Origin of the sequence: Robertmurraya phoenicis, from assembly GCF_047302285.1 — a bacterium.
Taxonomy (GTDB): Bacteria; Bacillota; Bacilli; order Bacillales; family Cytobacillaceae; genus Robertmurraya.
The window spans coordinates 4,226,483-4,251,679 of sequence record NZ_CP154845.1; the positions used below are offsets into that span (position 1 = coordinate 4,226,483).

Annotated in this window: 26 protein-coding genes, 2 pseudogenes and 1 riboswitch; of the genes and pseudogenes, 10 read left to right on the top strand and 18 right to left on the bottom strand. The window is 36.5% G+C overall.

What is annotated here, in order from left to right; all coding sequences use genetic code 11:
* The first annotated feature begins 110 nt into the window (after window positions 1-110).
* Window positions 111-1,361 (top strand): cytochrome P450, encoded by a 1,251-nt coding sequence (locus AA0X71_RS21140; RefSeq protein WP_413357239.1) that lies wholly within the window; start codon window positions 111-113, stop codon window positions 1,359-1,361.
* A 226-nt stretch (window positions 1,362-1,587) separates the two neighbouring features.
* Here the strand turns inward: AA0X71_RS21140 and AA0X71_RS21145 are convergent, their stop codons facing one another.
* The 5 genes from AA0X71_RS21145 to AA0X71_RS21165 form a co-directional block, all read right to left on the bottom strand.
* The gene (locus AA0X71_RS21145) at window positions 1,588-2,544 is read right to left on the bottom strand and encodes a cation diffusion facilitator family transporter (RefSeq protein WP_413357240.1); all 957 of its coding nucleotides are present in this window, start codon (window positions 2,542-2,544) and stop codon (window positions 1,588-1,590) included.
* Window positions 2,545-2,565: 21 nt separating this feature from the next.
* Complete coding sequence (locus tag AA0X71_RS21150; protein WP_413357241.1) at window positions 2,566-2,901, bottom strand: ArsR/SmtB family transcription factor; 336 nt, start codon at window positions 2,899-2,901, stop codon at window positions 2,566-2,568.
* A 239-nt stretch (window positions 2,902-3,140) separates the two neighbouring features.
* Complete coding sequence (locus AA0X71_RS21155) at window positions 3,141-5,117, bottom strand: methyl-accepting chemotaxis protein (RefSeq protein WP_413357242.1); 1,977 nt, start codon at window positions 5,115-5,117, stop codon at window positions 3,141-3,143.
* A gap of 77 nt (window positions 5,118-5,194) precedes the next feature.
* A riboswitch (cyclic di-GMP riboswitch) is annotated at window positions 5,195-5,280 on the bottom strand.
* 285 nt (window positions 5,281-5,565) lie between these two features.
* Window positions 5,566-6,540, bottom strand: coding sequence for a bile acid:sodium symporter family protein (locus AA0X71_RS21160; RefSeq protein WP_413357243.1), 975 nt, complete (start codon window positions 6,538-6,540; stop codon window positions 5,566-5,568).
* Window positions 6,541-6,544: 4 nt separating this feature from the next.
* Window positions 6,545-7,936: an FAD-binding oxidoreductase gene (locus AA0X71_RS21165; protein ID WP_413357244.1), complete on the bottom strand. Its 1,392-nt coding sequence runs from the start codon at window positions 7,934-7,936 to the stop codon at window positions 6,545-6,547.
* 194 nt (window positions 7,937-8,130) lie between these two features.
* Here AA0X71_RS21165 and AA0X71_RS21170 point away from each other — a divergent pair, with 194 nt between their 5' ends.
* Window positions 8,131-8,841: a FadR/GntR family transcriptional regulator gene (locus AA0X71_RS21170; protein WP_413357245.1), complete on the top strand. Its 711-nt coding sequence runs from the start codon at window positions 8,131-8,133 to the stop codon at window positions 8,839-8,841.
* Between the two features lie 428 nt (window positions 8,842-9,269).
* Here AA0X71_RS21170 and AA0X71_RS21175 read toward each other — a convergent pair whose 3' ends face one another.
* On the bottom strand, window positions 9,270-9,833 hold the full coding sequence (locus AA0X71_RS21175; RefSeq protein ID WP_413357246.1) for a Uma2 family endonuclease: 564 nt from the start codon (window positions 9,831-9,833) through the stop codon (window positions 9,270-9,272).
* A gap of 244 nt (window positions 9,834-10,077) precedes the next feature.
* Here AA0X71_RS21175 and AA0X71_RS21180 point away from each other — a divergent pair, with 244 nt between their 5' ends.
* Both AA0X71_RS21180 and AA0X71_RS21185 read left to right on the top strand, forming a co-directional pair.
* Window positions 10,078-10,227, top strand: a complete 150-nt coding sequence (locus tag AA0X71_RS21180) for a hypothetical protein (protein WP_413357247.1) — start codon at window positions 10,078-10,080, stop codon at window positions 10,225-10,227.
* A 251-nt stretch (window positions 10,228-10,478) separates the two neighbouring features.
* Window positions 10,479-11,078, top strand: coding sequence for a restriction endonuclease (locus tag AA0X71_RS21185; protein ID WP_413357248.1), 600 nt, complete (start codon window positions 10,479-10,481; stop codon window positions 11,076-11,078).
* A 119-nt stretch (window positions 11,079-11,197) separates the two neighbouring features.
* Here the strand turns inward: AA0X71_RS21185 and AA0X71_RS21190 are convergent, their stop codons facing one another.
* The 3 genes from AA0X71_RS21190 to AA0X71_RS21200 form a co-directional block, all read right to left on the bottom strand.
* Window positions 11,198-11,665, bottom strand: a complete 468-nt coding sequence (locus AA0X71_RS21190; RefSeq protein ID WP_413357249.1) for a hypothetical protein — start codon at window positions 11,663-11,665, stop codon at window positions 11,198-11,200.
* Window positions 11,666-11,918: 253 nt separating this feature from the next.
* Window positions 11,919-12,716 carry an EcsC family protein gene (locus tag AA0X71_RS21195; RefSeq protein WP_413357250.1) on the bottom strand — a complete coding sequence of 266 codons (798 nt, stop codon included), beginning with the start codon at window positions 12,714-12,716 and terminating at the stop codon, window positions 11,919-11,921.
* 3 nt (window positions 12,717-12,719) lie between these two features.
* Complete coding sequence (locus AA0X71_RS21200) at window positions 12,720-13,403, bottom strand: serine/threonine protein kinase (RefSeq protein WP_413357251.1); 684 nt, start codon at window positions 13,401-13,403, stop codon at window positions 12,720-12,722.
* A 946-nt stretch (window positions 13,404-14,349) separates the two neighbouring features.
* On the opposite strand from AA0X71_RS21200, the gene AA0X71_RS21205 reads away from it, so the two are divergent.
* From AA0X71_RS21205 to AA0X71_RS21220, 4 genes are all read left to right on the top strand, one after another.
* Complete coding sequence (locus tag AA0X71_RS21205; protein WP_413357252.1) at window positions 14,350-15,042, top strand: response regulator transcription factor; 693 nt, start codon at window positions 14,350-14,352, stop codon at window positions 15,040-15,042.
* On the top strand, window positions 15,035-16,147 hold the full coding sequence (locus tag AA0X71_RS21210) for an ATP-binding protein (RefSeq protein WP_413357253.1): 1,113 nt from the start codon (window positions 15,035-15,037) through the stop codon (window positions 16,145-16,147). The genes AA0X71_RS21205 and AA0X71_RS21210 overlap by 8 nt, the downstream gene beginning before the upstream one ends.
* A gap of 95 nt (window positions 16,148-16,242) precedes the next feature.
* Window positions 16,243-17,106, top strand: coding sequence for a VanY-A/VanY-F/VanY-M family D-Ala-D-Ala carboxypeptidase (gene vanY, locus AA0X71_RS21215; protein WP_413357255.1), 864 nt, complete (start codon window positions 16,243-16,245; stop codon window positions 17,104-17,106).
* A gap of 38 nt (window positions 17,107-17,144) precedes the next feature.
* The gene (locus AA0X71_RS21220) at window positions 17,145-17,648 is read left to right on the top strand and encodes a VanZ family protein (protein ID WP_413357256.1); all 504 of its coding nucleotides are present in this window, start codon (window positions 17,145-17,147) and stop codon (window positions 17,646-17,648) included.
* 97 nt (window positions 17,649-17,745) lie between these two features.
* Here AA0X71_RS21220 and AA0X71_RS21225 read toward each other — a convergent pair whose 3' ends face one another.
* Complete coding sequence (locus tag AA0X71_RS21225) at window positions 17,746-19,977, bottom strand: DEAD/DEAH box helicase (RefSeq protein ID WP_413357257.1); 2,232 nt, start codon at window positions 19,975-19,977, stop codon at window positions 17,746-17,748.
* Window positions 19,978-20,220: 243 nt separating this feature from the next.
* Between AA0X71_RS21225 and AA0X71_RS21230 the strand changes: the two genes are divergently transcribed.
* Window positions 20,221-20,604, top strand: a complete 384-nt coding sequence (locus tag AA0X71_RS21230; RefSeq protein ID WP_413357258.1) for a DUF2500 domain-containing protein — start codon at window positions 20,221-20,223, stop codon at window positions 20,602-20,604.
* 73 nt (window positions 20,605-20,677) lie between these two features.
* On the opposite strand, the gene AA0X71_RS21235 is transcribed toward AA0X71_RS21230, so the two are convergent.
* From AA0X71_RS21235 to AA0X71_RS21270, 8 genes and pseudogenes are all read right to left on the bottom strand, one after another.
* Complete coding sequence (locus AA0X71_RS21235; RefSeq protein WP_413357259.1) at window positions 20,678-20,806, bottom strand: hypothetical protein; 129 nt, start codon at window positions 20,804-20,806, stop codon at window positions 20,678-20,680.
* A complete protein-coding gene (locus AA0X71_RS21240) occupies window positions 20,790-21,095 on the bottom strand; it encodes a nucleotidyltransferase family protein (protein ID WP_413357260.1) in 306 nt (101 codons plus the stop codon). Before AA0X71_RS21240 ends, AA0X71_RS21235 begins: the two co-directional genes overlap by 17 nt.
* Before the next feature lie 106 nt (window positions 21,096-21,201).
* Entirely contained in the window at window positions 21,202-22,002 is an 801-nt protein-coding gene (locus AA0X71_RS21245) for an endonuclease/exonuclease/phosphatase family protein (protein ID WP_413357261.1), read from the bottom strand.
* A 72-nt stretch (window positions 22,003-22,074) separates the two neighbouring features.
* Window positions 22,075-22,425, bottom strand: coding sequence for a recombinase family protein (locus tag AA0X71_RS21250; RefSeq protein ID WP_413357262.1), 351 nt, complete (start codon window positions 22,423-22,425; stop codon window positions 22,075-22,077).
* On the bottom strand, window positions 22,418-22,798 hold the full coding sequence (locus AA0X71_RS21255) for a hypothetical protein (protein ID WP_413357263.1): 381 nt from the start codon (window positions 22,796-22,798) through the stop codon (window positions 22,418-22,420). The genes AA0X71_RS21250 and AA0X71_RS21255 overlap by 8 nt, the downstream gene beginning before the upstream one ends.
* Before the next feature lie 92 nt (window positions 22,799-22,890).
* Window positions 22,891-23,067 (bottom strand): annotated as a pseudogene (locus AA0X71_RS21260) (RAP domain-containing protein); the annotation flags it as partial.
* 535 nt (window positions 23,068-23,602) lie between these two features.
* Window positions 23,603-24,532: a methyl-accepting chemotaxis protein gene (locus AA0X71_RS21265; protein WP_413357264.1), complete on the bottom strand. Its 930-nt coding sequence runs from the start codon at window positions 24,530-24,532 to the stop codon at window positions 23,603-23,605.
* 12 nt (window positions 24,533-24,544) lie between these two features.
* Window positions 24,545-24,682 (bottom strand): annotated as a pseudogene (locus tag AA0X71_RS21270) (HAMP domain-containing protein); the annotation flags it as partial.
* Window positions 24,683-24,851: 169 nt separating this feature from the next.
* Between AA0X71_RS21270 and AA0X71_RS21275 the strand changes: the two are divergent.
* Window positions 24,852-25,184 (top strand): hypothetical protein, encoded by a 333-nt coding sequence (locus tag AA0X71_RS21275; RefSeq protein ID WP_413357265.1) that lies wholly within the window; start codon window positions 24,852-24,854, stop codon window positions 25,182-25,184.
* Window positions 25,185-25,197: the final 13 nt, after the last annotated feature.

Genomic DNA, 25,197 nt, shown 5'->3' on the forward strand with positions numbered 1-25,197 from the left:
ACAAGAAATGATACATATTCTATTGATTAGACCAAGATAAAATTACGTATAAGTTAGGAAAGTAATTACAAACTAATAGAATAACTCATATTGAACATGGAGATGATCCTATGACGAATACAAATCCTCGTGAAGAAGGAATGGACCACACTTTAAGCCTATTAAGGGAAGGATATATGTACATTTTAAATAGGCGTCGCAGTTTTAACTCTAATATATTTGAAACCCGTTTACTTGGAAAAAAAGCAATTTGTATGGGAGGAAAAGAAGCCGCAGAATTATTTTATGACCCTGAAATGTTCAAAAGAGAAGGTTCAGCACCTAATCGTCTAAAGCAGACTTTATTTGGCAAGAAAGCCGTTCAAACATTGGATGGTGAAATGCATAAAAATCGAAAAGAATTGTTTATGGCACTTATGTCCCCTAATAACCTTAATAGATTAAAGGAAATTGTAATTGAGCAGTTGGAAACAGCAACGGAAAAATGGGAACAAAAGGATCAGATTATTTTTTATGAAGAAGTTCGGGAAATGTTGACCAGGACTGCTTGCCAATGGGCAGGGGTACCAGCACCAGAGAATGAATTTACAAATCTATCGAATGATTTAGAAGCAATGTATATGTCCCCTTCAGCAATGGGACCTGAACACTGGAAAGGAAGAAACGCAAGAAATCGTGTTGAAAAGTGGATACAACAACTTGTTGACCAGGTAAGGGAAGGACAAATTCATCCGTCTGAAAATACTGCTTTACATAGGTTTGCATGGCATCGCAGTTTAGATGGAAATCTGCTTGAAGCTGAGACCGTTTCAGTGGAAGTCATTAATATCTTAAGACCCATTGTAGCAATATCTATATTCATTAATTTTATAGTGTTGGCCTTGTATCATCATCCTGAGGAAAGGAAGAAACTTGTATCCGATAACGGGAAATACGCACATATGTTTGTTCAAGAAGTTCGTCGCTATTACCCGTTTTTTCCATTCGTTGCAGCATTGGTAAGAAAAGATTTTATGTGGAAAAACTATAAATTTGAAGAAAACACACTAACATTATTGGACCTGTATGGAACCAACCACGATCCTGACATTTGGGCAAATCCTGATTTATTTAACCCTGGGAGGTTCGCAGAATGGGAAGAGAGTCCTTTCGAATTCATTCCACAAGGCGGTGGTGAATATTTAATGGGACATCGCTGTGCAGGTGAGTGGGCCACAATCGAAGTAATGAAAAAAAGTTTAGATTTTCTAGTGAATAGGCTCGATTATGATGTTCCCGACCAAGACTTAAGTTATCGCATGACCAGTATACCGAGTATTCCCCATAGTAAAATCATCATTCGAAATATAAAGAAGAGATAAAAAATGCGAATGTCCAGTATTTGAGTATAAAACGCTCAACTACTGGACTAGTAAATGGTATTAGCGTATTGATTATTTTTCTCTTATTATTAAGCCAATCAAAAAAATCTCTATGTTCCTCTACAAAATCAATACTTTTGACATAATTTTTCCATGATTGAACAACTGTCCTTGTTCACTAAATTTACTATTAATTCTTTCCATAATGTACATTTATAAAAATTTATCAGTGATCATGATGATGGTGGTGGTGTCCAGATGAAACAGCTTTCACTTTACACAATATTGAATTGTCGTGAAGATGGGCCGCTGTCTCTAATTGAATCGTCATATGGTGAATGTTTTTGTGCTCAAGATCATGTTCAATTTCGTGTAGCAATTGTTCACTTTCAGCAATAGTCATTTTTTCATCAACAACGGCATGGCAAGATAATGCATTTAATCCGCTTGTAATGGACCAAACATGTAAATCATGAACACTAAGAATGTCTGTTTTATTTTTGATTGTATTAATCACATCGTCAACATCAACATTTTGTGGCGCACCTTCCATCAAGACGTGCAGTCCTGACTTCGTAACATAATAACCACTACGCAATACTAGTGCTGCTACAATGACACTTGCCAATGGATCTGCCCATCCCCAATCGAAGAACATAATCAGTAATGCAGCAACGATCGCACCAATGGAACCAAGCATATCGCTAATCACATGCAAATAGGCTCCGCGCATATTTAAATTTTCCTCTACATCTCCGCCGCGCATCATAATCCAAGCAACAAGTATATTTACAAGTAATCCAATTATAGCGATGATCAGCATTCCACTTGAAGCAATTTCGGGTGGATTTCGGAAACGCTGAATGGCTTCATAAAAAATATAAATGGCAATTAATACGAGTGTCACTCCGTTAAGAACGGCTGCTAATATTTCAAATCGCTTATACCCATATGTTTTACTATGGTTAGCAACCTTTTCCCCTAGAGTAAATGCCAATAAAGCAACCCCAAGTGAGATGGAATCACTTAACATATGTCCAGCATCAGATAATAATGCAAGGCTATTGGTAATAAAACCCCCAATCGCTTCAATAATCATATAACCTGTAATAATGATAAAACTGATCATTAATGTCTTTTTATTTGCACCATGTGTATGGTCATGTCCATGATTATGTCCCATTTTAAATTCCTCCAAAATTAATCAATGATGTGTAGCATGCTCAATTGCTTGCTTCAATAAATTCATGATGTGATCATCATCTTCTGAATAAAACAAAGTTGTTCCTGCTCTTCTGTATTTAACCAGTCTTAGGTTTTTCAAAAACCGTAATTGATGGGAGACCGTTGATTGTCCTAAATTTAATGTCTCCGCAATATCATTAACGGAATGCTCCCCTGTACATAATAAGTTCAAAATACGAATTCTCGTTGGGTCACTTAGAGCTTTGAATGTTTGCGAGACTACAAATAACGTCTCCTCATCCAAATCCTGTATCCCTTCTTTACTCTTCTCTTCATACTTCTGCTCGTCACTCATCATCATCACCTCTTTCATTCTATATATGACCATATGTTCATATATATAGAATAAAATACTCTATATTAAATGTCAATATGAAGTTCAAATCATTCATTACTTAATTTACATAAAGTTATTCAATATTAATGATGCCCCAAATTTCCGATTTAAAAGTAACGATGTTTGCAAATAGAGCCAAAAAATAAGCTGTATCAAAAGATCGTCATCGATGACCTTTTAACACAGCTTTTCATCTTCTATATTTTAAATCGATTCAATAATTCTCTTAGTTCTTTCGCAAAATGAGCGGCTTCTTCAATAGAAGCTGTTATGTCTTCTATTGAAGATAATTGCTCCTCTGATGAAGCAGCAACTTCTCGAATATATATAGATGACTCGGAAGATTTATTTAGATTTTCATGAATGACACGCTCCACATCTTTTACCTTCGAAAGTAGGTTTTCAATTTCTATGAAAATTTCATCAACTTCTTTTGTCGACTCTTCCGTTGAGTGATAGACGCTTTGTAAACTTTCATTCACCTCTTTTAATCTTTCCATCCCTGTTCCAAATTGGCTCGTTCCAGATTCAATCTCCACAACGGCATTTGTTGTTTCGGATTGGATTTCACTTACAAGCTCTGAAATCTGTTTCGCTGATCCAGCAGATTGCTCCGCTAGTTTTTTAACCTCATTCGCAACTACTGCGAATCCTTTTCCATGTTCACCAACTCTTGCTGCTTCTATGGATGCATTTAAGGCAAGTAAATTCGTTTGTTCAGTAATACCCGTAATCATCTCCACGATATTACCAATCTCAGATGAACGACTTCCTAATCTCCTGACAATATCGGATGAATGTCGTACAGATTCCTGAATCTCAGACATCTGTCCAATCAACGATTTAATCTCTTCATTCGCCTCTTCCACTTCTTTGTACGCATTCTTTGTTTTCTCAGATACTAATGAAGAGTGGTCTTTAATTTCTGATACACTTTGTGTAATCACTGTAATCGATTCAAGATTCTTTTTGTTACCTTCTTCTTGTTCTGCAGTGATTTCTGCAGACATTTGCACGTTTTTCGTGACCACTCCTGATAGTTGCACCATTTCTTCTGCACTTTCAGATAAGGCAGTCGTATTCTCTGAAACAGCCTCTCCTTTTTGGAGAATTCCACCCATTAGTTCTTGTAAACTATCGAGCATGGAATTAAAGTTGTTTGCAAGATTCCCTACTTCATCTTTTCTTTTAATCGTTAATCTTTGCGTCAAATCGCCCTTATTATTTGCCAATTCTGCGATTCTTTCATTTATCTCATTAATCGGTTTGATCATTCTACGGTTAATGACATAACTAATGATTGCACCTATAACAATGAAAACAATCGTAATGATAATAAAATAATTCAACAATGAAAACGCATCAGCATATGCCTCTTTTGTCGGAACGGAAGCCATAATCCCCCAGTCCATCTCACTCGCTTTGCTGTAGAAAATCAAACTATTTTCACCATTAAATTTCGTTTCAATGACATCTGTTTCACCACTGATACTTTTTTCAACTAATTTGTCTAAATCACTATTTTCATAGTCAGCTATCTTCTTATTAATAGTATCTTCCTTATTTTGACCAGCAACAATGGTGCCATCATTCGTAAAGACTGTGACATATCCACTTTTTCCTAATTTAATGTTAGAAATGATATTTAACAGGTTTTCAATGGGGGCACCACCAGAAGCGACCCCAACTACCTCTCCGTCATAGCCATAAACAGGAGTTGATGTTAATACGATAGGAGCACCATTTAAACTCGGCGTTTCTGAAGGAACTGGGTCATAGGCTTGTGTATGTTCATTCATCCCACCTAAATAATGTGGAAAATCATGAGCTGGAATTTTCGCTCCGCCCAAATATAAAAACCCTGCTGCATCAATAAAGGCAAAGCCATCAGGGTTATCCATTCTTTCGGCAACTCTCATCCCTAAAGCGTCTGCTTTCTCAACATTCCCTTCTTTTAATCCATCCGCCTCAGCCATATACTCCATTGCGTCTTCTTTGCTCTTGATCCAAATATCAATATTCGCTTTCACGGACTCAAGCTGATCATAGGCTTGAGCTTCAAACCGATCGTAAAGAAATGCTTTTGCCTTGAGGTAACCAAAAGCAGAAATACTGATCATCGATATCGTAATTAACAAGCTTATTACTAAAGTACTCTTAAACACCAATTTCACTACTGCCACTCTCCTTATCTTGTAAACAGAAAAAAATCCACCCGAAAAAAGTGGATTTATAAACATAAACCAGCTCATTCGGTAACCCAGCCGCCATAACATCTTTCGCTTTAGGCCTGTGGCTTTGCGTCCCCATCTTTCAATAGGTTTGCCATTTCGTAAGTATCTATTAAATTCCTTTTGGACAGTTTATTCTAGCATGGAGTGGGTAATTGGTTCTAGTAGATTTTTGGGGTGGGGGAAATTTCCAGAATTAAATGGAATCAATTGAGAGGTAATTTTGAGGCAGAAATCTTTTTCTCCGAAATATAGCCATAAAGAAAAAAAACCACACTCCTTAACACTTTCCAAAATCAAAAGTGCAAAAAGCATGGGTTCTTATTTCTCCACCGTGGGTAACTTGTTATCCCACAATATTCAGCTTTATTATTAAACGTTATCCATACATTTATAGATTTACTCCAATCGGGCGATCTGTCGGCTCTTCTTCCTTACTAACAACCGGTTTTTTCGACCAATATGTTGCAAGAATCGGACCAGAGATGTTGTGCCATGCAGCAGCTAATACGCTTGGAAGTGCTGCTAATGGACCAAAATGTGCTGTTGCGAGTGCAACGCCTAAACCGGAGTTCTGCATGCCAACTTCAATGGCAATCGCTCGCCGATTGACTTCATCCTGATTAAGCATTTTTCCTGCAAAATAGCCGAGTAGGAGTCCAAATCCATTATGCAGCATGACCGCAGTAAAGATGAGAAGTCCGGATGTGGCAATCGTTCCTGAATTACCTGAGACGACTGCGGCTACAATTGTGATAATTGCCGCTACCGAAATAAGTGGTAACACCCGTAGACTTTTTTCCACTGCAACAGGGAAAAACCTCTTAATTAGCAACCCTAGAACAATTGGAACGATGATGACCTGCACAATTGACATAAACATTGAAACCGCATCAACCGGCATCCATTGGCCTGCCAGTAAGAGGAGAATTAATGGTGTCATGATTGGTGCCAATAAAGTTGAAATGGAAGTCATCGCTATCGACAATGGCACATTTCCCTTGGCCAGATAGACCATCACATTAGAAGCTGTTCCTCCTGGTACACAACCAAGCAACACCAAACCAGCTGCTAATTCTGCTGGAAGATTCAACAGATTTGCAATGGCGAAAGCAACAAGCGGCATGATAATGTATTGTGCACATACCCCGATTAAGACAGGTAGAGGTTTCGTCAAGACAATTTTAAAATCGACGGCCTTCAATGTAAGTCCCATTCCAAACATGACGACCCCGAGTAAGATCGTGATATAGCCCCCTAACCCCAAGAATGGGTCTGGGAACATGAAGGCAATAATGGACATTAAGATGACCCAAACAGCAAAATATTTTCCTGCAATCGTACTAACCGCTTCTAATACCTTCATCACATCACACTCTTTCTTTTGTCTTTATAATTTTATTGGGATTAAAAAGATTGTCTGGATCCAACGCCTGTTTAATTTTTTCCATAACCTGAAGGGCTTGACCGTGTTCTTGTTGCTGATATTTCTGCTTTCCAACTCCTACTCCATGCTCTCCTGTACAAGTTCCACCTCGTTCAAGGGCATAAAGGACAATTTGTTCATTGAATTTTTCAGCACGCGCAACCTCATCTGGGTTGTTCATATCAATCATCAGAAGAACATGGTAATTACCATCCCCCACATGGCCGAGGATGCCTCCATAAAGTCCTAACGAATCTACCGCCTCCCTAGCATGGCTTATAGCATCGGAAAGTTCTGAAATCGGAAGACAGACATCTGTCACCATCATTTTCTTTCCAGGATGGCTGTGGATATAGGCATATGCAAGATTATGTCGCGCCTCCCATAATCGATTTCTTGCTGCTGTATCTGTTTCGAATTCAATATCAAGACAATGATGTTCTTCGACAATTTCTCTTGTGAATGCAACATCCTGCTTCAAGCCAGCTTCATTGCCGTGAAACTCCAAAAAGAGGGTTGGACTTTCCTTATAGTTTGTGTCACTAAAATCGTTTACTTGTTTCATGGATGTCTCATCAACAAGTTCCACCCTGGCAATTGGAACACCTGCCTGCAAAATCGAAACAACCGCTTCGACCGCATCGTTTAATGTTGGGAAAGAGGCTCTTGCCGCCATGATATGTTCTGGAATTCCATATACTTTTAACGTTAGTTCTGTAAAGCAACCAAGTGTCCCTTCCGAACCTACGAACAGGCCATTCAAATGGTAACCTGATGACGACTTAGCCGCTAGATTGCCTGTATGAATAATCGTTCCATCTGCTAACACTACTTCGAGATCACGTACTTGATCTCGCATTACTCCATATTTGACAGAAGTTGTTCCACTGGCATTCGTTGCCGCCATGCCACCAAGCGTTGCATCCGCTCCCGGATCGACAGAGAAAAAGAGGCCATATTTTTTTAATTCTTTATTCAATTGCGTACGAGTCACTCCAGGCTGCACCCTAACAAGAAAATCACTTTCACGTACTTCTAAAATTTTATTCATTAGTGAAAAATCAATCGTAATTCCGTTTTCATATGGAATGACATGCCCTTCAAGACTAGAACCTAAACCAAATGGTACGACTGGAATCTTAAAGTTATTTGCCAGTTGAACAACTTCACTAACCTGCTTTGTTGTTTCTGGATAAACAACAAGATCAGGAAGACTCTCCTCATGGTATGATTCATCCCTGCCGTGCAATTCTCTGACTGTCTGATTTACTGATACCTGCTCCTCAGAAAGAATCTCTTTTAAAGCGTTTACAAAATTCACACTAATTGTTCCCATCCTCTGCTCCTTCTTTCTTCTGAAAAAAATTGGTTAGACCAATTGTATAATTGGTCTAACAAGTTACATCAATTATACTAACTTATCAGAAAAATTCAATAATTTTATTTTATTATTGTCTTGCTTAATCAATTTTAAGTTTGATACATTTAGAACAGTTTATTGAGGCTTATTTAGAAATGAGGTAACGATGCATGTCTGAAAAGAAAAAGGCCTACCTAGTTTTAGTAGATAAAATTACAAAATACTATTTGGCAGGAAATCTTAAACCGGGTGAACGGCTACCTTCAGAAAGAGAGTTGGCAAGCCATTTTAATGTCAGCCGCACAACCATAAGAGAGGCCCTAAGAACATTGGAACTGAACGGGCTTATTGAAATTCGCCAAGGAGGCGGGAGTTACATAAAAGTAACTGACTTCCAATCGAAAAAAGAAGATTTTATTACTGCTGTTAAATTTGAAAATCCGCTCGTCTTTGAAATGCTCGAATTAAGACGGGCATTAGAAGTAGAATCTGCCTTCCTTGCAGCAAAGCGCGCTACCTCAGCAGATCTAGAAAAGCTTCGTACAGCCTTGAATCAGTTAACTCTGGCCCAGAAGAATCCTGAACTTGGGCTAAAAGCAGACCTTGATTTTCATATTGGAATTGCCAAGGCCACCCATAATTCTATTTTTATAGAGTTAATTGATACACTCAAAGGGCATATGGAAGACACGATTAAGGTAACTCAGAAACATCGCTTTCATGATCCCTCACGTTATGCAGATACATTGGAAGAACATAAGCAAATTTACCTTGCTGTCGCTTCTGGAAATGCCAATCGAGCGAAGGAACTAATGGAAGGACATATTACAAAGATCAGAGCAGAATTGGCGGAGTCAATGGTCGTGGATTTTGGCGACTAAAGAAAAACAAATTTGATTTTAAATAACATTTCGAAAAACACGAACGTATGTGCTATAATTTATTTGTAATAGTTTGGTAACGAAAGGATGGTTGGCTCACTCCTATGGAAAGGGGTGATGCCTGTGACAGTATTTGAAACACTATGCCGTAACATTCGCAGCATTAATCATAACAATACTCTCATTCAGCCATAAAAAATAACCCATCCTTGAGTTAGCCGCTCAGATGGGTTACTTCTACCACTGTAGCCAGCCCCTTGAAGGGACCGACTATTATGTTGGACTACTTGATGTTGGGGCATCAGGTAGTCGTTTTTAAACTTCATACTAATTACCTAAATTATACAGAAATTTTGTTGATTTAACAAGGACCTTATAACCCTTGCACTACTTGGAGCTAGAATCTAAATTCTCACTTGACTTTCCAACTAACAAAGTAAATACTCTAAATCGATTTGAAATCTTTCTAAAATCTTCGAAGATACGATTCCTATACTTGTTTTCATATCATGCTGTTCATACATTTTTTCACCGTTTAATGAATATACCGTGACTGTATTTAGCATTGGATTAATGATCCAGTATTCTTTTACTTGGTAATTCATATATATATTTAATTTTGTAATTAAGTCGTGGGATTGATTTGATGGGCTAAGGATTTCAACGATTAAATCAGGAACTCCTATATATCGTTGGTCGGTGAATCCACTTTTATCGCAAATTACACTAATATCTGGGATGACAATTTTTGCTCCTTCTATTGCATCATTTTTTAATTCAATATCAAAGGGTGCATGAAATACCTCACAATCTGTCCCTTCAAGAAAATGACCTAATTTGATATGAAGTCTACTTGATATACGTTGATGCCTAGTTGATGGTGATGGCGACATATACACAGTACCATCAATATACTCTAATATATCTTCACTACTCTCGCGGATTTTAAAGTACTCATCTACTGAAACATAGCCCTTCCGATAAAGATTCACAACACCCACTCCTTAAACCCGATATCGTTATTTACATTCTAACACATCCTAGATCGAGTAAAGGATGCCTATGCTAAGTTCATTGAGATATTTTAAGTTGTCATTTGATGAAAGCTTAATAGAATAGATTTAGTTTAACTCATACTAGAATCTCCACTATGTTGGTTTTTATTTTCAAAAGGAATATGACGATTTATGTAGAATATTATCTAAATATGCTCTTGACTATAGGAGGTGAAATAGGATGGCGGTTAAACATATACCAACTGGAATTGTACACAGTGGATCAAAAGGTGGAAAAACTGGTTGTGGATTTAATACTAAAGAACACGCTGATCATTGGGTTAATGTTGGTTCTAGAATAACTTGTGACAAAAACGGTTGCAAGAATTAATTAAAAAAATACATTTCTACCCACATCAACAAGAACTTCGTAGTTAGTACCTCACACATTAATCATAAATTAGAACTTTCAACAATTTTCATATTTTTCTTTCATTGATAGTTAGCAATACATCATTTAGATTCTATGTTACCTATTTTTTATTTAGTCTCCAAAAAATAAGAGCCGCCTCGCATAAATATTTATTAAATAGAGTTTATTTTTGAAGTGAACAGATAATCCTTATAACGGAGGCGAAATACATGGAATATATGATCATTGCTGTTTTAATAGGGTTATTAATCTTTCAATGGAGAAAAGGACGTAGTTTTACAAGAGAAGAGTACTCTAGACAAATTATTGTGACAGATGAATTCAAAAAAACGATTGCGTTAGGGCTCTATCAAAGATTTTGTAAAGAAATCGATAATAAAAAATATTCTTCCACATTTTTAAAAAGCAACCCCCTAGAGTTTGAACACTTCGTTGCTGATGTGTTAAAAAACAAATATGGGTTTGAGCACTTTGTAACCAAGCCTACCGGTGACTTCGGCGTAGATATTGAGCACGGAATAGGAGAGGGGAAGGTCTTGGGGCAGGTAAAATGTGAACGTGAAGATCTTGGATACCAACCAATTGCCATTCTTCATTCTAATATGGTCAAACAAAACGCTTCAAAAGGCTATGTTGTTTCGACAGCTGGATTTAATGATAATGCTCGTACATATGCCGAAGGTTTAAACATTGATTTAATCGACGGTGTGGAATTAGTTGAAATGTGGATTAATCACAAAAGCCCAATTGCCAAAACAATTGATTATCAAGCTTTCAATAGTCAGGAAACAGATACAATCAGTGTATAATTAAGATAGGGATAGTTTTCAGCCCAATTGACATATAAATTGGGCTGTTTATTTTGTGATTTAGCCATATTTTCGCCAAAAAGTATTAATAGTACGGTTGAAGATTTATATTTACTTCTTCACTTAACAATTTTGTATAAATCATTTATTAAACCTTTGGGAAGAGTGTATAGTGTATGTGTATCCTTTTCATCCATAATTGAACCTCCATCCATACCTAGCCACAATGAATACTTCGAACTTGTTTCATTTTCGAAAGTAAATGTTAGAAGATACTCAGGTGCCATAACATCTACAATTCCATTTATTTTTTCAGCTCTCCTTATTGCATCTACAAAAGTTTGAAGTTCTTTGGTATTTTCTTGACTATAGGTTATGTGCGGTTTCTCGACATCTAACATACTCTCCCCAACTCTTGAGATGGTCGCGCTTAAAATAGTTATTCCATCTAGTTTTACCATATGAATATTGTTGTTTTCTTCTTTACTCTTTGCTTGAATGGATTCATTTTGATTGCATCCAACTAAGGAAAGAACGATTGAAAAAATCACTGTAAATAAAAGAACGTTACCTTTATTTGATAACATTTAATACCCTCCACCACTTTCCATTTCTACTATAGACGATATTTGCTAGTAATGGTTACACACTCCCCCTATTAAAAAAATGATGTTAGGACAATAATACTATTTCGTACGTAAATCTATATGATGTTTCTCCAAACATGTCTCATCCTTTATTGATTGTCTTTGTGCTTATCAATTTATTTCTTAGTTCGCCTACTCCGAGTACAAAAAATATTTTTGGTAGTTCACTCTAAAAATTCTCTTTCATAAGTGTTTATTTCTGAAGCTTTTCCATAACTCGGCGTTTCTTATACAGCATCTTTCCTGTTTCTCCTATATCATGAATCATCGATTTATTAATAAAAGAACCGAAGATCATACCTGCAATCGGAATCATCTGAAATAGCTTTTTCCAGCCAAAGTTATCTCGGTATGCCATGATGACTTCTCTCCAGCCTTGAACTTGTGAAAGGGTTTCGTCCATCGTTTCCACTTCGGGATCTGAATAGGCTGAAAGCTCCTTTAACACTGCTTGTTTTCCAACAATGTCTGAGGAAGCAAATTGTAGACACTTCACGATGAAAATACGTTCCTTTTTATCATTTGGGTCATAGCCATACGCTACAGCAATTTCCTGGAGAGTTTTTAATGACATCCCAAGAAGTAACGGAATATCAATCGACAGTGTAAAAATTCCACCTATTCCAGTGGTCGCTCCTTGTGTCATGGCGATATTTTTTCTCGAATGAATCAATTCTTCACTCACTTCATCCATTAAGTGTATCGGTAACTCTGAAATCGTTTCTAATGAGATCTCTTCAACGCCTGTTTTCTGTACAAACTTTTTAAAAATGACCTTTTCATTCGTTAAATAACGTCCGCCTGTCTGTAAATAGCTACCCATTTCGTCCAAGGTTTGTCCGATTTTTTTGTGTATAAACTGTGGGGTAAGGCGATCAAGGAGTTTAAAAGGGAGACGACCTAGCTTCTCCCAAAACCATTGGCCCTTTTGTTCATCTTCCCACTTTTGTATGGTCTCTAATTCTTTCAGCAGTTGATCTTTTGTTTCCATCCTCTACTCTCCCTTGGAATCTCTTATTCGAAATAATCTTATCAGCTTTTGAACAAATTCTTGAAAATCAAACTGGCTGTCCTGCTTCTGGTTATACCATTTTCTCACCGTATCGATGAGCCATAAAGGGACTTCTTTTCCATCTATTAAATCATAGTACTCCTCATAACCCTTTTTCAAATAGGTCCAACGATGGTCATTTCCTTCCTTTAGGTATTCCGAAACATCCAGAAGCTTTCCTCTTCCTTCGTGTAAAAGAATATTTTTCAAATGAATATCTCTTGGGTTCAACCCTTTTGATATGGCATATGCACGAGCTTCTTCCACATCCATGATTACTTGTCTTGGGATATGAATTCCTTTTAATAGGCAATCGTGAAGAGTAACCCCTTTTTCATAGCTTAAAATGAGAAAATTACTGCCTGCTCCATAATAAATCGGAAAATAGACAGATTCACCGAGCCGTTCATATACTTGCTTCTCCCTTTCCATTGTTTCTATCTTATTCTCACTAAATACCTTATACACATATTGTGTGTCCCCTTCGATATGGAATACTGCTGCATCTGTCCCGACGCCGACACATTTTAATAAGTCGGAATCACCTTTTACAGTGACTGGGTTATTATTCTTTGAAGAAAGTACTTGAATATCCTTTATTACGTTCTCAACGTTATAATTCTTCATATTCCCACCTCTAAATTTATGATTAATGAGCGCATTCAGAGCTTTTTCAATCCGTGAAAATCATTGTTACTTTATAAATGATTCGTTACAATAGTTTATTAGTTCATCCAATTTTAATTACGTTTCACTTATGCTGCTGTTGAAGTTGTGTCGTCACTATAGATTGAATAGCGATACTTCTCGGTGGGTAGTGTGTTTCGAGAGTAATAATGCTAACGATGAATAATTTGATTGTGAAAATAAATGTTACTAACAAAGATAATCTCCTATGATCATCACTGTCCATTAAAAATGACTTCTCCTCTTTTTTGCATAAACTTTTCCGAATAAAAAACAAAAAGACCTTCACCATATGAGTGGTAAAGGTCTTGAACTCAGATTTATATTACCTTTACCGAATGGCAAAGGTCTCGCAAACAACTTTCGTTGCCAGTTAAGCCGGTGATCACATGATCACGTAATGACGACATAACTGTTAGCTACTCCCCTTTGGAGTATTTAACATGTGTACAATCCTATCTTTAAGACTGTATAGAAATCATACTATGGATGTATACTCTGCGTCAATTATAACACCTTGTTAAGTTGTACCTAATCAACTGCCACCCGTTATCTAGAGATTCATACGGAAAAAATGGTACCTTAAGAAAAATTTAAGAATTCTCTCACCATTTTTTTAAGAAATTTCATTTACACTTGAGGGGATATATTTTTTTGACAGAGGGAGCTCATTGCCGTTATATCCATTTGTATATCATTTATCCAGAGGGTATTGTTATAGAATAAAGAACATAATGATTTCTTTTAATACAATCTTGAAAAATAATAGACCTATATGATTCAATTTGCTGCCACGAAAAGTAATGATGAAAATAATTTGTTGGATTCAGCTTAGTAAGACTTAACAGATATTAAGTGAATATCGCTTTACATAGGAGTGAACGAAATGAAACGTTTAACAATTTTAATAGCGGATGATGAGGAGGAAATTGCTAATCTGATTGCTATCCATTTAGAAAAAGAAGGATACGGTTGTGTTAAAGCTTCCGATGGACAAGAGGCTGTTGATTTGGTCGAGACTCAGGTCATTGATTTGCTGATTTTGGATATCATGATGCCGAAAATGGATGGATATGAAGTCACCCGTCGTATTCGGGAACAGCATAATATGCCTATCATCTTTTTGAGTGCTAAAACATCTGATTTCGATAAAGTACAGGGTCTGGTCATTGGTGCAGATGATTATATGACGAAACCATTCGCCCCAATAGAATTGGTGGCTCGTGTCAATGCTCAACTCCGACGTTTTATGAAATTAAATCAACCTAAAACAGAAACAGCCATCCTCGAAAATGGAGGCTTAATTATTTCTCCTGCTCAACGGAAAGTGACTCTATATGGTAAAGAAATCAAGATGACGCCTAAAGAGTTTGAGATTTTGTATTTACTAGCCCGTCACCCAGGGAAAGTTTTTAGTGTGGAAACGATTTTTCAACAGGTGTGGGGCGATGCATACTACGAAGGTGCGAATACCGTAATGGTCCATATACGCACATTACGGAAAAAACTTGAAGAAGATAAACGGAAGAATAAATTTATCAAAACCGTATGGGGCGTGGGGTATACATTCAATGAGTAAAATATTACGAAGTTTTCGCTCTAGAATCATCTTATTATTTGGTTTAAGTATGCTTATGGCTGGTGTGATCACTTACTTAATCTATAAAGGGTTACAGCTTTATTATCATACATCTGTCCAATTCGGTGAAACCCTGTTTTTTTATCGTCAAATTTTGAAAGATATGGGCGATACTAGAGTCTTTTTACTAATTTTTATTCCGCTTTCTTTTTTGTTTTTTTATTTACTTACGAAGCAATATTCAATCTATTTCAAAGAGATTTCCACTGGGATTCGCTATCTTGCTCATGGGGATTTCTCCTATCAAGTTCAAATCAAATCAAATGATGAATTTGAACATATTGCTCATGATATTAATCTTGCAAGTGAACAATTACAACAAGCGATCGAAAGAGGAGATTTTTCGGAAAGTAGTAAAGATCAGCTCGTTGTAAATTTAGCTCATGATCTCCGAACACCGCTCACCTCTGTTTTAGGTTATTTAGATTTAATCATAAAGGATGAGAATTTGTCGCAAGAGCAAATCAAACATTTTTTAACGATTGCTTTTACTAAATCTCAGCGTTTAGAAAGACTGATTGATGAATTATTCGAAATCACGCGCATGAATTATGGCATATTGCCAATTAAAAAAAATCATATCAATTTAAGTGACCTCCTTCATCAATTAACGGAAGAATTATATCCGGTCTTCGAGAAAAATGATTTGATCGCTCGAATGAATCTGGTTCCGCATCTGCCTATTTGGGGTGATGGAGAGTTACTAGCACGTGTGTTTGAAAATCTGCTTACCAATTCGAATCGCTATGGGAACGATGGCCAGTTTGTTGATATTAACGGCTTTATGGATTCTGGGACAGTAGTTGTTCAGATTGTGAATTATGGAGATCCCATTCCTGAGAATGAGCTCCCCCATCTCTTTGATATGTTTTATACCGGCGACAAAGCACGGACTTATCAGGGTGGCGGTACCGGGATTGGCTTGTTCATTGCCAAGAATATTGTGGAGCAGCATAACGGAACCATTACTGCCGAAAGTAGTATTATCCGGACCATTTTTGAAGTGCGCTTGCCACAGGATATTGAAAAAATTGATCCTTCCTAGGACAGGATTTAAGAAAAATTTAAATTTTACCCCACTCTTTTTTTAAACAGTTTTCCCTACACTTACTTATAAGTAATGAAGGAGGAAACGGATAAATGAAGAAGTGGGGCTTTTTATTATTCTTATTATTGATTTTAGGGTTCACTTTCGTAAAGATGGACCCTTTGTCTGAACCAAAGGTAAATTTACAAAACGATCGTTTCACAGAAGGTGGAAGGATTTCTGGAAATGCCGAGCAAATTGAAATTTCAGAAGACCAAATCTATCAAGGAGATCTGCTTTTAGTTAACAGTGAATATCCCGTTCACCAAGAGAGTATTAAATCAGATATTATCAATTTATCTGCCAACGGTGATTTAGCAGAAGGTTATCTGTTGTTAGGCACTGACATTTATTTATCAGAGGATATTGCCCGTAAATTCTCAGAGATGGTTGCTGCTGCAGAAAAAAATGGTCTTCACGATTTCGCCATCACAAGCGGCTTTCGAGACTTTGAAAAACAAAATGTCCTTTATCAAGATATGGGAGCTGCCTATGCCTTGCCACCTGGCTATAGCGAGCACAATCTCGGCTTATCGCTTGATGTAGGCTCTACACAAATGAAGATGGCTGATGCACCCGAAGGAAAGTGGATAGAAGAAAACGCATGGAAGTATGGGTTCATTTTACGGTATCCTGAAGATAAAACGGACATAACTGGAATTCAATATGAACCATGGCACATCCGTTATGTTGGATTCCCTCATAGCGCGATTATGAAAGAAAAGAATTTCGTTTTAGAAGAGTATCTCGACTACCTAAAAGAAGAAAAAACCATTTCTGCTAGTGTAAATAGCGAAAAATATGAGATTTCTTATTATCCTGTTACTAAAAATACAACTATCCATATGCCGGCCAATGTACGTTATACGATTTCAGGCAATAATATGGATGGTGTAATCGTAACCGTGTTTCCTTGATCCACACATTCGAAACTAAAAGAAGGGAATGCGGCAAAATGAAAAAAACAAAATTAATGCGCAGAATAATTGTACTAACACTATTTATCTTTTATATATACACAATGCTTAGAATCATTCTATTTAAGTTTCACTGGAGAGATATGGATTTTCTCATGTATCAACTTCAGCAGAATCTTGGCAACCCTGAAAATCTCCTCTACCAATTACAAAGAGGCAATCTTACCCCGTTTGAAACGATATTCATTAATATTGAGCGTCTATCGGGGTGGCATGATTTAAGTAATTTGGTTGGGAACATCGTAGCGTTCATCCCATTTGGAATCTTTCTAGTATTGTTGTCTAAAATGTCCTTCATAAGAGTATTAGCCGGAACTTTCTGTTTCAGCTTATGTTTGGAATGTTTACAGGTCTTATTCTCTGTCGGAATTTTTGATGTCGATGACCTCATATTAAACACCTTTGGGGGATTGCTTGGGTATTGGGTTATCAAGGTTAATGACAAGGTATATTGTAAATACATCATGCAAAGTCCAAGTTAGAGATGTTGTTGCATACAAAAACCAGAGAAAAGCCAGACTTCATTCAATTGGATAAAGTCCGGCTTTTCTCTTCTAGCTTTATCACTCTCGCCTCACCCTATTTTCTCTGTTTCAACAAGTATTCACACACTTTACTCGAACTGAGTCTAGCCGCAACATACGGAGGGCGAATGCCTTTAGCCCCTTCAAGTGGCAGTCCTAGCCACAAAACTTTCTCGTCAATCATGACAAATGGGAACGGGAACCCATTGTCCAGCCAAGTATCGGGGTTTCCGCACATTTGCTCTGAAACGAGGGTCCATTTTACCCGTTCTCCTCTGTTACCTAACTGCTTCATCCATTCTTCAGATAACACGGTTCCTTCAGGCAATGAGATCATAATGGATGATCTTGCCGATTTTACGTCGTGAAAAACAGCTTCCAGTTTTAACGCATGTATCCATTTTAATTTAGTGTGCTGGTGTCGTATCCATGTTCCAATTTCTTTTGTCGTGACGGATTGATTGTTCCAGACCTGGTGGTCAACGAGTTTTCTTAGTGTTTTTCCTTGAAAAATTCGCTTTTCAATAAAATGTTTGTTGCTGACGTGGACAAATTTCCCTCTAGTTCGAGTAATCGCGACATTCAACAGACGTTCACTGTCCTTACTGGTCAAAAGCATCCCTGCACGCTCTTGCGGGTCACTATCGACTGTATCAAAGATCATCACATCCCGTTCACTTCCTTGAAATCGGTGGACAGTTGCGGCGATAATATCCACTTGAGTACGTACATCCTCATAAATTTCTTCAAGAAGCAGTTCCATCAGATTTGCCTGAGCACGGTATGGTGTCACATATCCAATCGATTTCGTCCCACCCATGTATGCTTCATGGATCAACTGAAATGATAAAAGCAGTTGCCAAAGATTGAATCTTGAGTTAGTCGCTTGATCAGCGATACAATGCAATCCCGTGAAACTTGTATCTACTAGCACTGCCGCTTGCTTTTTAAAAGGGGATCGGCTTACGATTTCGTTTCTACTTTTATAGACGCTTTCGTGATCTCCAACTAAGGAATGATAGATATACCGATTAGTAAAAGCCGAAATATCAGGATGCATTCTCCGCTGTTCTTTTAGCAAAAGAAGCTGTGGGTGAAGTTTTCCTTCATTCAATGATTCGACCACTCCTGACTGGTGAAACACATCCTCTTTCAGCCATTGTTCCACAAGCGGAGCCCGACTTGACGCAATCGGAGGCAATTGCTTAAAATCCCCACAAATAATAACCCGCTTCCCCATCGTAGCTGCAAATGCCGCCTGTGGAACATAGGCCATGCTCGCTTCATCGAGAATGACAATGTCAAAATCTTGGTCATAAATAGCACTATCACTTGCCGCCTTTGCCAGTGTCGTCCCGACAACGAAAGCATCTTTTATGAACTCGATTTCCTTCCTCCGAACCTTTTCCAATACCTTTGCAATCTGTGTTTCAATTTCCAAAAGATGCTCCGAATCTCGTTTGTTAAAAGAACTGGCTAAATCTTTCTTTAAATTGCGCCGTTCTACTATTAGCCTCTCTCGATCTTGGGCAAGGAGTGGGTCCTTTTTCTCCATCAGCTGAGCGGTCGTGATTTCTTGATGGGTTTTCAGCGTGCCTCCGGCGTTCCCACCAAACCGGAGCACATCCCCTTCTCGGAATCGGTTTTTCTTTTTAATAAATTCCGTCACTTCCCCCATCAACACATCAACAGCTTGGTTGCTATGTGAGAGAATTAACACTTTTTTCTGCTGAATATATTTGTTGGCTGCTGTTCTCGCCAAGGTATAGGTTTTTCCCGTACCCGGTGGTCCCCAGACGAATGTGACTGGATTGTATTTGGAGCGCAAGACCAATTCATGGACATTACTCTTTATCTTTACTTTTGGATGCTTCGTTTCCAGGGAAGGATTCATTAATCTTTTCACTCGAAGCCGTTTTTGTTTGTTCTTTTTAATGTCATCCAACCTCTCGATTAATTGCTCAAGAAGTTCCCAAGGATCGTGAAGTAAAAATGCCTCCGAAATGAGGTCTCCAAAGCTTTTCTCTAGTAAAAGGATTACGCCTCTTCCCTCAGAAGAAAGCACTCTTCCACTACTTTGCATCGTGCCCCATTCCAATTTAATTGTGGAACCAACAGGGATTCTTAAAACGTTAGCTGTATCAAAATAATAGCTATACCCGCCATCACTTGATAAGAGCCGTCCATTGGTGACCATATAACGGCTTCCGCCAAACTTTTTCAAGTAATTGATCTCTTGTTGCAGCGCTTGTTGCCATTCATTGATGTAGGTTTTTGTTGTTGTCATTTGATACCTCTGTCTTGTGCCTTTGCAGATACCATTCGGTCGTATTCCTTGGTTGTTTAAACGAATGTATATGGATACCTATGATAGCATAGGAATTCTCATAAATCGAAAAGCAGCCTTTCCCTGTTCGTTTAATTCTCCCCTATGTTCCTTGGAATTTTTAGTACCTTTAGGACCGAAACCTTCCATGTTCTTTTTTCGTATAATGAGTTATAACAAAGTAGAATTTGGAGGTAATGAGAGATGTTTCATGATCCCGCTGGAGATTTTTTATTTAGCTTCGCTCCTATTTTTATCGGAATTGTATTTATTATTGTAATCGGAACCATTTTATTTTCCCTTTTTAAAGGTGTTAAGCAATGGAGAGTAAATGAGCAATCACCACGATTATCTGTACCAGCTCTAGTAAAAATAAAACGCACAAATGTTAGTGGACATACGCATCATCATGAGAGCCATCATAGCCACAGTTCAACAACAACCTACTTTACAACTTTCGAATTTGAAAGCGGAGATCGTCTAGAATTACAGCTATCTGGCTCAGAATATGGTCAACTGGCAGAAGGAGACCATGGGGTTTTAACCTTTCAAGGAACAAGATATTTAGGATTTAAGAGAAGTGTTTAAGGGTGAGAGTGGGGATGTTTTTTCTCCATTCTACCAAAAAAGGCAGCTCACCAAATAGTGTGGGCTGCCTTTTTTATATTAATTCTTGAATTTGTTTCTTTAAGGTGGGAATTTTATTTTGAACCAAGCCTTCTGTGTAGGTTTCAATTCTTAACGCAGCGGAATAAATATCTTCTAAAATGACTTTAGGCTCCCTCTGCATACTTGGCACTCCTTAAGATAGCTGGTTTAAGTGCTGGCTTAATATCATCGATAATGACCAAATCTATTTGTTTTTGAAAAAGATCTTCAAGATTAAGTTTTAAACCCATATAATTATCAAATGTCAAAGCATTTTCATCAAATTCAACTAACAGATCGATATCACTTTTATCCTTATGCTCATCACGTGTATATGAGCCGAACAAAGCAATACGCTTAACACCATACGATTCTTTCCACAATTTCAAGTTTTTAGAAAGTTCATTAAGAATTTTTTGTTGCGATAACATAATAATCACCGCCATTTTATTGGTTCAGTACTTTCCTTATAGCACTCTTACTATACTTTATTCACAAGGGGGTACACCATTTTTGAAAAATATCAATTCAAAAAGTTTAATAATTCAACTTAACTTGTACATACTTATGATCACTCCAGCTCCAATCTTTTTCAATAAGTACTTTATAATCTTGATTAGAATCAAAATTCAAAAATATATGGTCAATTGGTGTTTGCCCAATATAAGTTGGAGTATCATCGGAGACTATATCATTTGCAACTCTACACAACTCTATAAATCTTTCCTCTGTTATTTTATTTTCACATCCAATATAGCTATTAAAATCTCCTGCAATTATAAGTTTTTCCTTTTTAGCTTTCTTATTAGCTGAATACCCAATTAGTTCTGACCACATATTATCATTTTGATCACCTCTTTCGAATTTCGTCGGCATATGCACACCCAATAAAGTTATTTCATTATTAAGGTTTAAACCAATTGTTCTGTTATTACAGGGCTTATAGAATCCAGTTCTACTAAATGTATCTCTTTTGAAAATTGCAATAGTACATCTTGTTATATAATAATTCGATATATTTTCAGCTATCTCAAAGTCATCACTTGGAAAATCGTTATATAATTTCTTATAATATTCGCACTCTACCCATCTTACGTCTTGTTTCATTTTATAGGGGACTTCTTGCATAAACACAATTGCATTTTCTCTACTGTCTAAAAAATCTTTAATATCCTTTACAATATTATTATAAGCATCAATATCGCAATCTTTTTCATCATATTTCCATTTCAAATCCGATCTTTTCCGGTTTCTAAACCAATCAACATTCCAGGTTCTTATATTAACCGTATTTCTCCTTTCCTCCTTGTATTTCATTCTTGAGTTTTTTTCTTTCATTTTCCTCTTTCCTCCTTTGAACTATATTTCTTACTTTTTCTCTAATTCCCATCTTCACCCTTTACCACATTACTACGACAAGTTTTTTTCAATCTTTACAGTCTTAAATATCTCGTCTTTAATAATAGCTGGATTATTATTTTCAGAGACATAATGTGCCTCACGCTCCCCAGAATTTAAAAGCCGAACTGTTCCTATATATTTTTCATTGCTTAACATAACATCAATGGTTCTCTTACTCCACTTTTCTTTTCCATTTGGCGATTTAATTTCAAGCTTTACTAATTCTGCTATGATTCTTATAATACTTTTACCTTGAAGATAAAGGTCAAATATCAGCTGAACATTTTTAGTTTCAGCATCATCAATGATTAGACTTCCATCACTATCATTTTTATAACCATAGCATTTTCTGTTATACAACTTTGAGGTACCCTGGGCAGCCCGGAAAAGGGCGTTTATGTGTAAAATTTTCATATAGTGTATGTTCAACATTTGTATCTACAAAATACGCTAAATAGTTAGGGAGCGTTGTTGATTCATTAGCTTCTTGCAGTTCTTCATCCACGGTGTCATCCGAACTATCTACTTCTAATAATTCAATTAATTGCTCAATTTTTTGTTCATAACGATTGATTTCTTCGCCTAGTTCTGCAAAATGACGAACTCGATCAAAGTTTCTATTTGAGTAGGATTGGCTTACTTCATCATTGATTTTGTCCATCGTATCATTAATGGTTTCTTTTAAAAAGTTCAAGACGTTCTGATAAATCAATTGCCTTATTTGGAAAACCATTTTTAATAGCCGATATTACATTTTTAATCTCCATTTGTTCACCTACTTAATTTGTATTTTGATCTATCATAGGTGTAAAGTCTTAACTGCATTCAACTTAAATTTCCAATAAACCCCTTAATTTTCTCAATCTCTTTCGCTTTATATTTGAACCAATCCTGCGACCAAATTCTATATATTTTCCATCCTAAATTCTCTAATATTTCTTGTCTTAATCTATCCCTATCCCTTGCTGATTTTGATGAATGATACGTTGCTCCATCACACTCAACACCTAATAATTATCTACCTGGATGTTCGGGGTCAACAATTGCTAAATCAATTTTTTCCAAATTTCTCAATAAAAGTAAATCCCAAAAATATTGTAATAGTTACAACCACTAACCTATGAACAAAAAGTGAATTATTCAGTTTTCAAGGAACAAAAAAAGCTAATCTTACTTAAACATCAATACAAACACCTAACCTCTTTTCCAAAAATGGCATACTCCCCCCTCGGAAAATCATCAGTTAAACGTATGAAATTGAAAATCTAAGTAAAATTAGCTTTAAATATCAAGATATATATAAATTTATCTGTGGTCATAATACAACGATTTATTTCAATTAGGCAATAGATTTTTTGAAAAATAACCATAAAAATCCATTATAGTTATAGTTGTAACTCTAATGAAATATCGACAATACTAAAAGAACCACCCCAAAGCTGGTAAAAGGGCAGTTCTCACAAGGATCTCCTTATAGTACATGTCTTTTCATTCAATATTACCAAAAACCCCCATTATCTGGGATTTTTCATTATTACTACACTATTTTAAAATGACCGATGTCTTTTTGTAAATCTTGAGAGATTTTACTTAATTCGCTGACAAATGCTGATACTTCTTCCATTGATGCATTTTGCTCTTCTACTGATGCACTTACTGTTTGAATACTTGCTGAAGCTTGCTCAGTTATTTCTGCGACTTGTTTTATCATGTCTACCATTTGTTCTGAGCTTCGGTTCACCTGCTCAACAATAACAGATACTTCTTGTGCTTGTTTAGACACTTCTTGAATATCTTGTAAAATATCTTTAAAGTTTTCACCTGTTTCACTCACAATGATGATACCGTTCTCCACAATTTCTTTTCCTTGATCCATTGATAATACAGCTCTATTTGTTTCTTGTTGAATATCATCAATGATTCCTCGTATATTTTCTCCAGCACTCGTTGATTGTTCTGCTAATTTTCTTACTTCTTCTGCTACTATAGCAAAGCCTTTGCCATGTTCACCTGCTCTTGCGGCCTCTATCGAAGCATTCAGAGCTAACAAGTTTGTTTGTTTTGCAATTTGAGTAATGATTTCTACAATCTCTACAATTTTTTCAGATTTATTTTCAAGCGATTGAACTACTTCAGCAATTGATCCAACCGCCTTTTGAATTTCATTCATTTGGTTCATTGTACTGCTAACCATTTCAAAACCAGACTCAGCCTTTTCACTCGTAGAATTAGATGTATTGGCAACAACTTGAATAGAAGAAGCAGATTGTTTCATGCCTTCTGAAATTTCGTTTGCTGAACGTACTAATACCGTTGTACTTTGTGTTTGCTCTTCTGCTCCTGATGCGATTTCTTGTATAGAAAATGAAATTTGTTCAATCGCTTTACTATTTTCACTTGCTATTGTATTTAATTGATCTGAGTAGCTTGTTACTTGTGATGCCGTTTGATGAGACTTGTCAATCAATTCTCGGAGATTACTAATCATATGATTAAATGTATTTGATAATCTACCAATTTCATCTTTTGATTTATAAGGAATTGAAACAACTAAATTACCTTCAGATAAATCCCCAATCGAATTAGAACTTCCTGTTTTGATAGTTTCTAAAAAAATAGAATCCTTGTTTTTGTGTTTATTAGAAACCTGCTATATTATAGATTTCCCTAAAAAAAGTATTCATTGGTAGAGCAAGGATAGAGCAGGGTTAAACAAGTTTATTGAGACGTAAGAAAAAAGAAGACGATGGAATATAAATAATGATTGATTAAGGATGTGTTCAAAAATGCAGGACTATGCTGAAATGATTGAAACATATGAAGAATACATCGAAGATTATGAAATCAGTGCTTTTGAATCGGTCTATTTTATACTTCACAATCGAAGCCATTTGGAAAAGGTGATTAATGAACTTACTCATGACGAAAGAATTAAATTATTGGAGTTTGACTTGAAATTGATTCAGAACGCTAAAAAGATGGCAGAGTATATTGGAGAAATCTATGATTGGTCAATATCGAAAGAATCGATAAATGAATTTTGGTGGCATTTGGATTTAATCGCTGAAAATAAGGTTACATTTTCTTTAAAAGTTCAAGTGAATAATGAGGAATCCTAACATTAACAAGACG

Bases quoted from the DNA above. Each gene is read 5' to 3' on its own strand.
- AA0X71_RS21195 (WP_413357250.1), bottom strand. From the start codon at position 12,716: ATGGAAACAAAAGATCAACTGCTGAAAGAATTAGAGACCATACAAAAG.
- AA0X71_RS21205 (WP_413357252.1), top strand. From the start codon at position 14,350: ATGAAACGTTTAACAATTTTAATAGCGGATGATGAGGAGGAAATTGCT.
- AA0X71_RS21165 (WP_413357244.1), bottom strand. From the start codon at position 7,936: ATGGGAACAATTAGTGTGAATTTTGTAAACGCTTTAAAAGAGATTCTT.
- AA0X71_RS21245 (WP_413357261.1), bottom strand. From the start codon at position 22,002: ATGAAAGAAAAAAACTCAAGAATGAAATACAAGGAGGAAAGGAGAAAT.
- AA0X71_RS21150 (WP_413357241.1), bottom strand. From the start codon at position 2,901: ATGAGTGACGAGCAGAAGTATGAAGAGAAGAGTAAAGAAGGGATACAG.
- AA0X71_RS21185 (WP_413357248.1), top strand. From the start codon at position 10,479: ATGGAATATATGATCATTGCTGTTTTAATAGGGTTATTAATCTTTCAA.
- AA0X71_RS21170 (WP_413357245.1), top strand. From the start codon at position 8,131: ATGTCTGAAAAGAAAAAGGCCTACCTAGTTTTAGTAGATAAAATTACA.
- AA0X71_RS21160 (WP_413357243.1), bottom strand. From the start codon at position 6,540: ATGAAGGTATTAGAAGCGGTTAGTACGATTGCAGGAAAATATTTTGCT.
- AA0X71_RS21220 (WP_413357256.1), top strand. From the start codon at position 17,145: ATGAAAAAAACAAAATTAATGCGCAGAATAATTGTACTAACACTATTT.
- AA0X71_RS21190 (WP_413357249.1), bottom strand. From the start codon at position 11,665: ATGTTATCAAATAAAGGTAACGTTCTTTTATTTACAGTGATTTTTTCA.
- AA0X71_RS21255 (WP_413357263.1), bottom strand. From the start codon at position 22,798: ATGGTTTTCCAAATAAGGCAATTGATTTATCAGAACGTCTTGAACTTT.
- AA0X71_RS21200 (WP_413357251.1), bottom strand. From the start codon at position 13,403: ATGAAGAATTATAACGTTGAGAACGTAATAAAGGATATTCAAGTACTT.
- AA0X71_RS21240 (WP_413357260.1), bottom strand. From the start codon at position 21,095: ATGTTATCGCAACAAAAAATTCTTAATGAACTTTCTAAAAACTTGAAA.
- AA0X71_RS21140 (WP_413357239.1), top strand. From the start codon at position 111: ATGACGAATACAAATCCTCGTGAAGAAGGAATGGACCACACTTTAAGC.
- AA0X71_RS21145 (WP_413357240.1), bottom strand. From the start codon at position 2,544: ATGGGACATAATCATGGACATGACCATACACATGGTGCAAATAAAAAG.
- AA0X71_RS21210 (WP_413357253.1), top strand. From the start codon at position 15,035: ATGAGTAAAATATTACGAAGTTTTCGCTCTAGAATCATCTTATTATTT.
- AA0X71_RS21225 (WP_413357257.1), bottom strand. From the start codon at position 19,977: ATGACAACAACAAAAACCTACATCAATGAATGGCAACAAGCGCTGCAA.
- AA0X71_RS21275 (WP_413357265.1), top strand. From the start codon at position 24,852: ATGCAGGACTATGCTGAAATGATTGAAACATATGAAGAATACATCGAA.
- AA0X71_RS21230 (WP_413357258.1), top strand. From the start codon at position 20,221: ATGTTTCATGATCCCGCTGGAGATTTTTTATTTAGCTTCGCTCCTATT.
- AA0X71_RS21235 (WP_413357259.1), bottom strand. From the start codon at position 20,806: ATGCAGAGGGAGCCTAAAGTCATTTTAGAAGATATTTATTCCGCTGCG.
- vanY (WP_413357255.1), top strand. From the start codon at position 16,243: ATGAAGAAGTGGGGCTTTTTATTATTCTTATTATTGATTTTAGGGTTC.
- AA0X71_RS21180 (WP_413357247.1), top strand. From the start codon at position 10,078: ATGGCGGTTAAACATATACCAACTGGAATTGTACACAGTGGATCAAAA.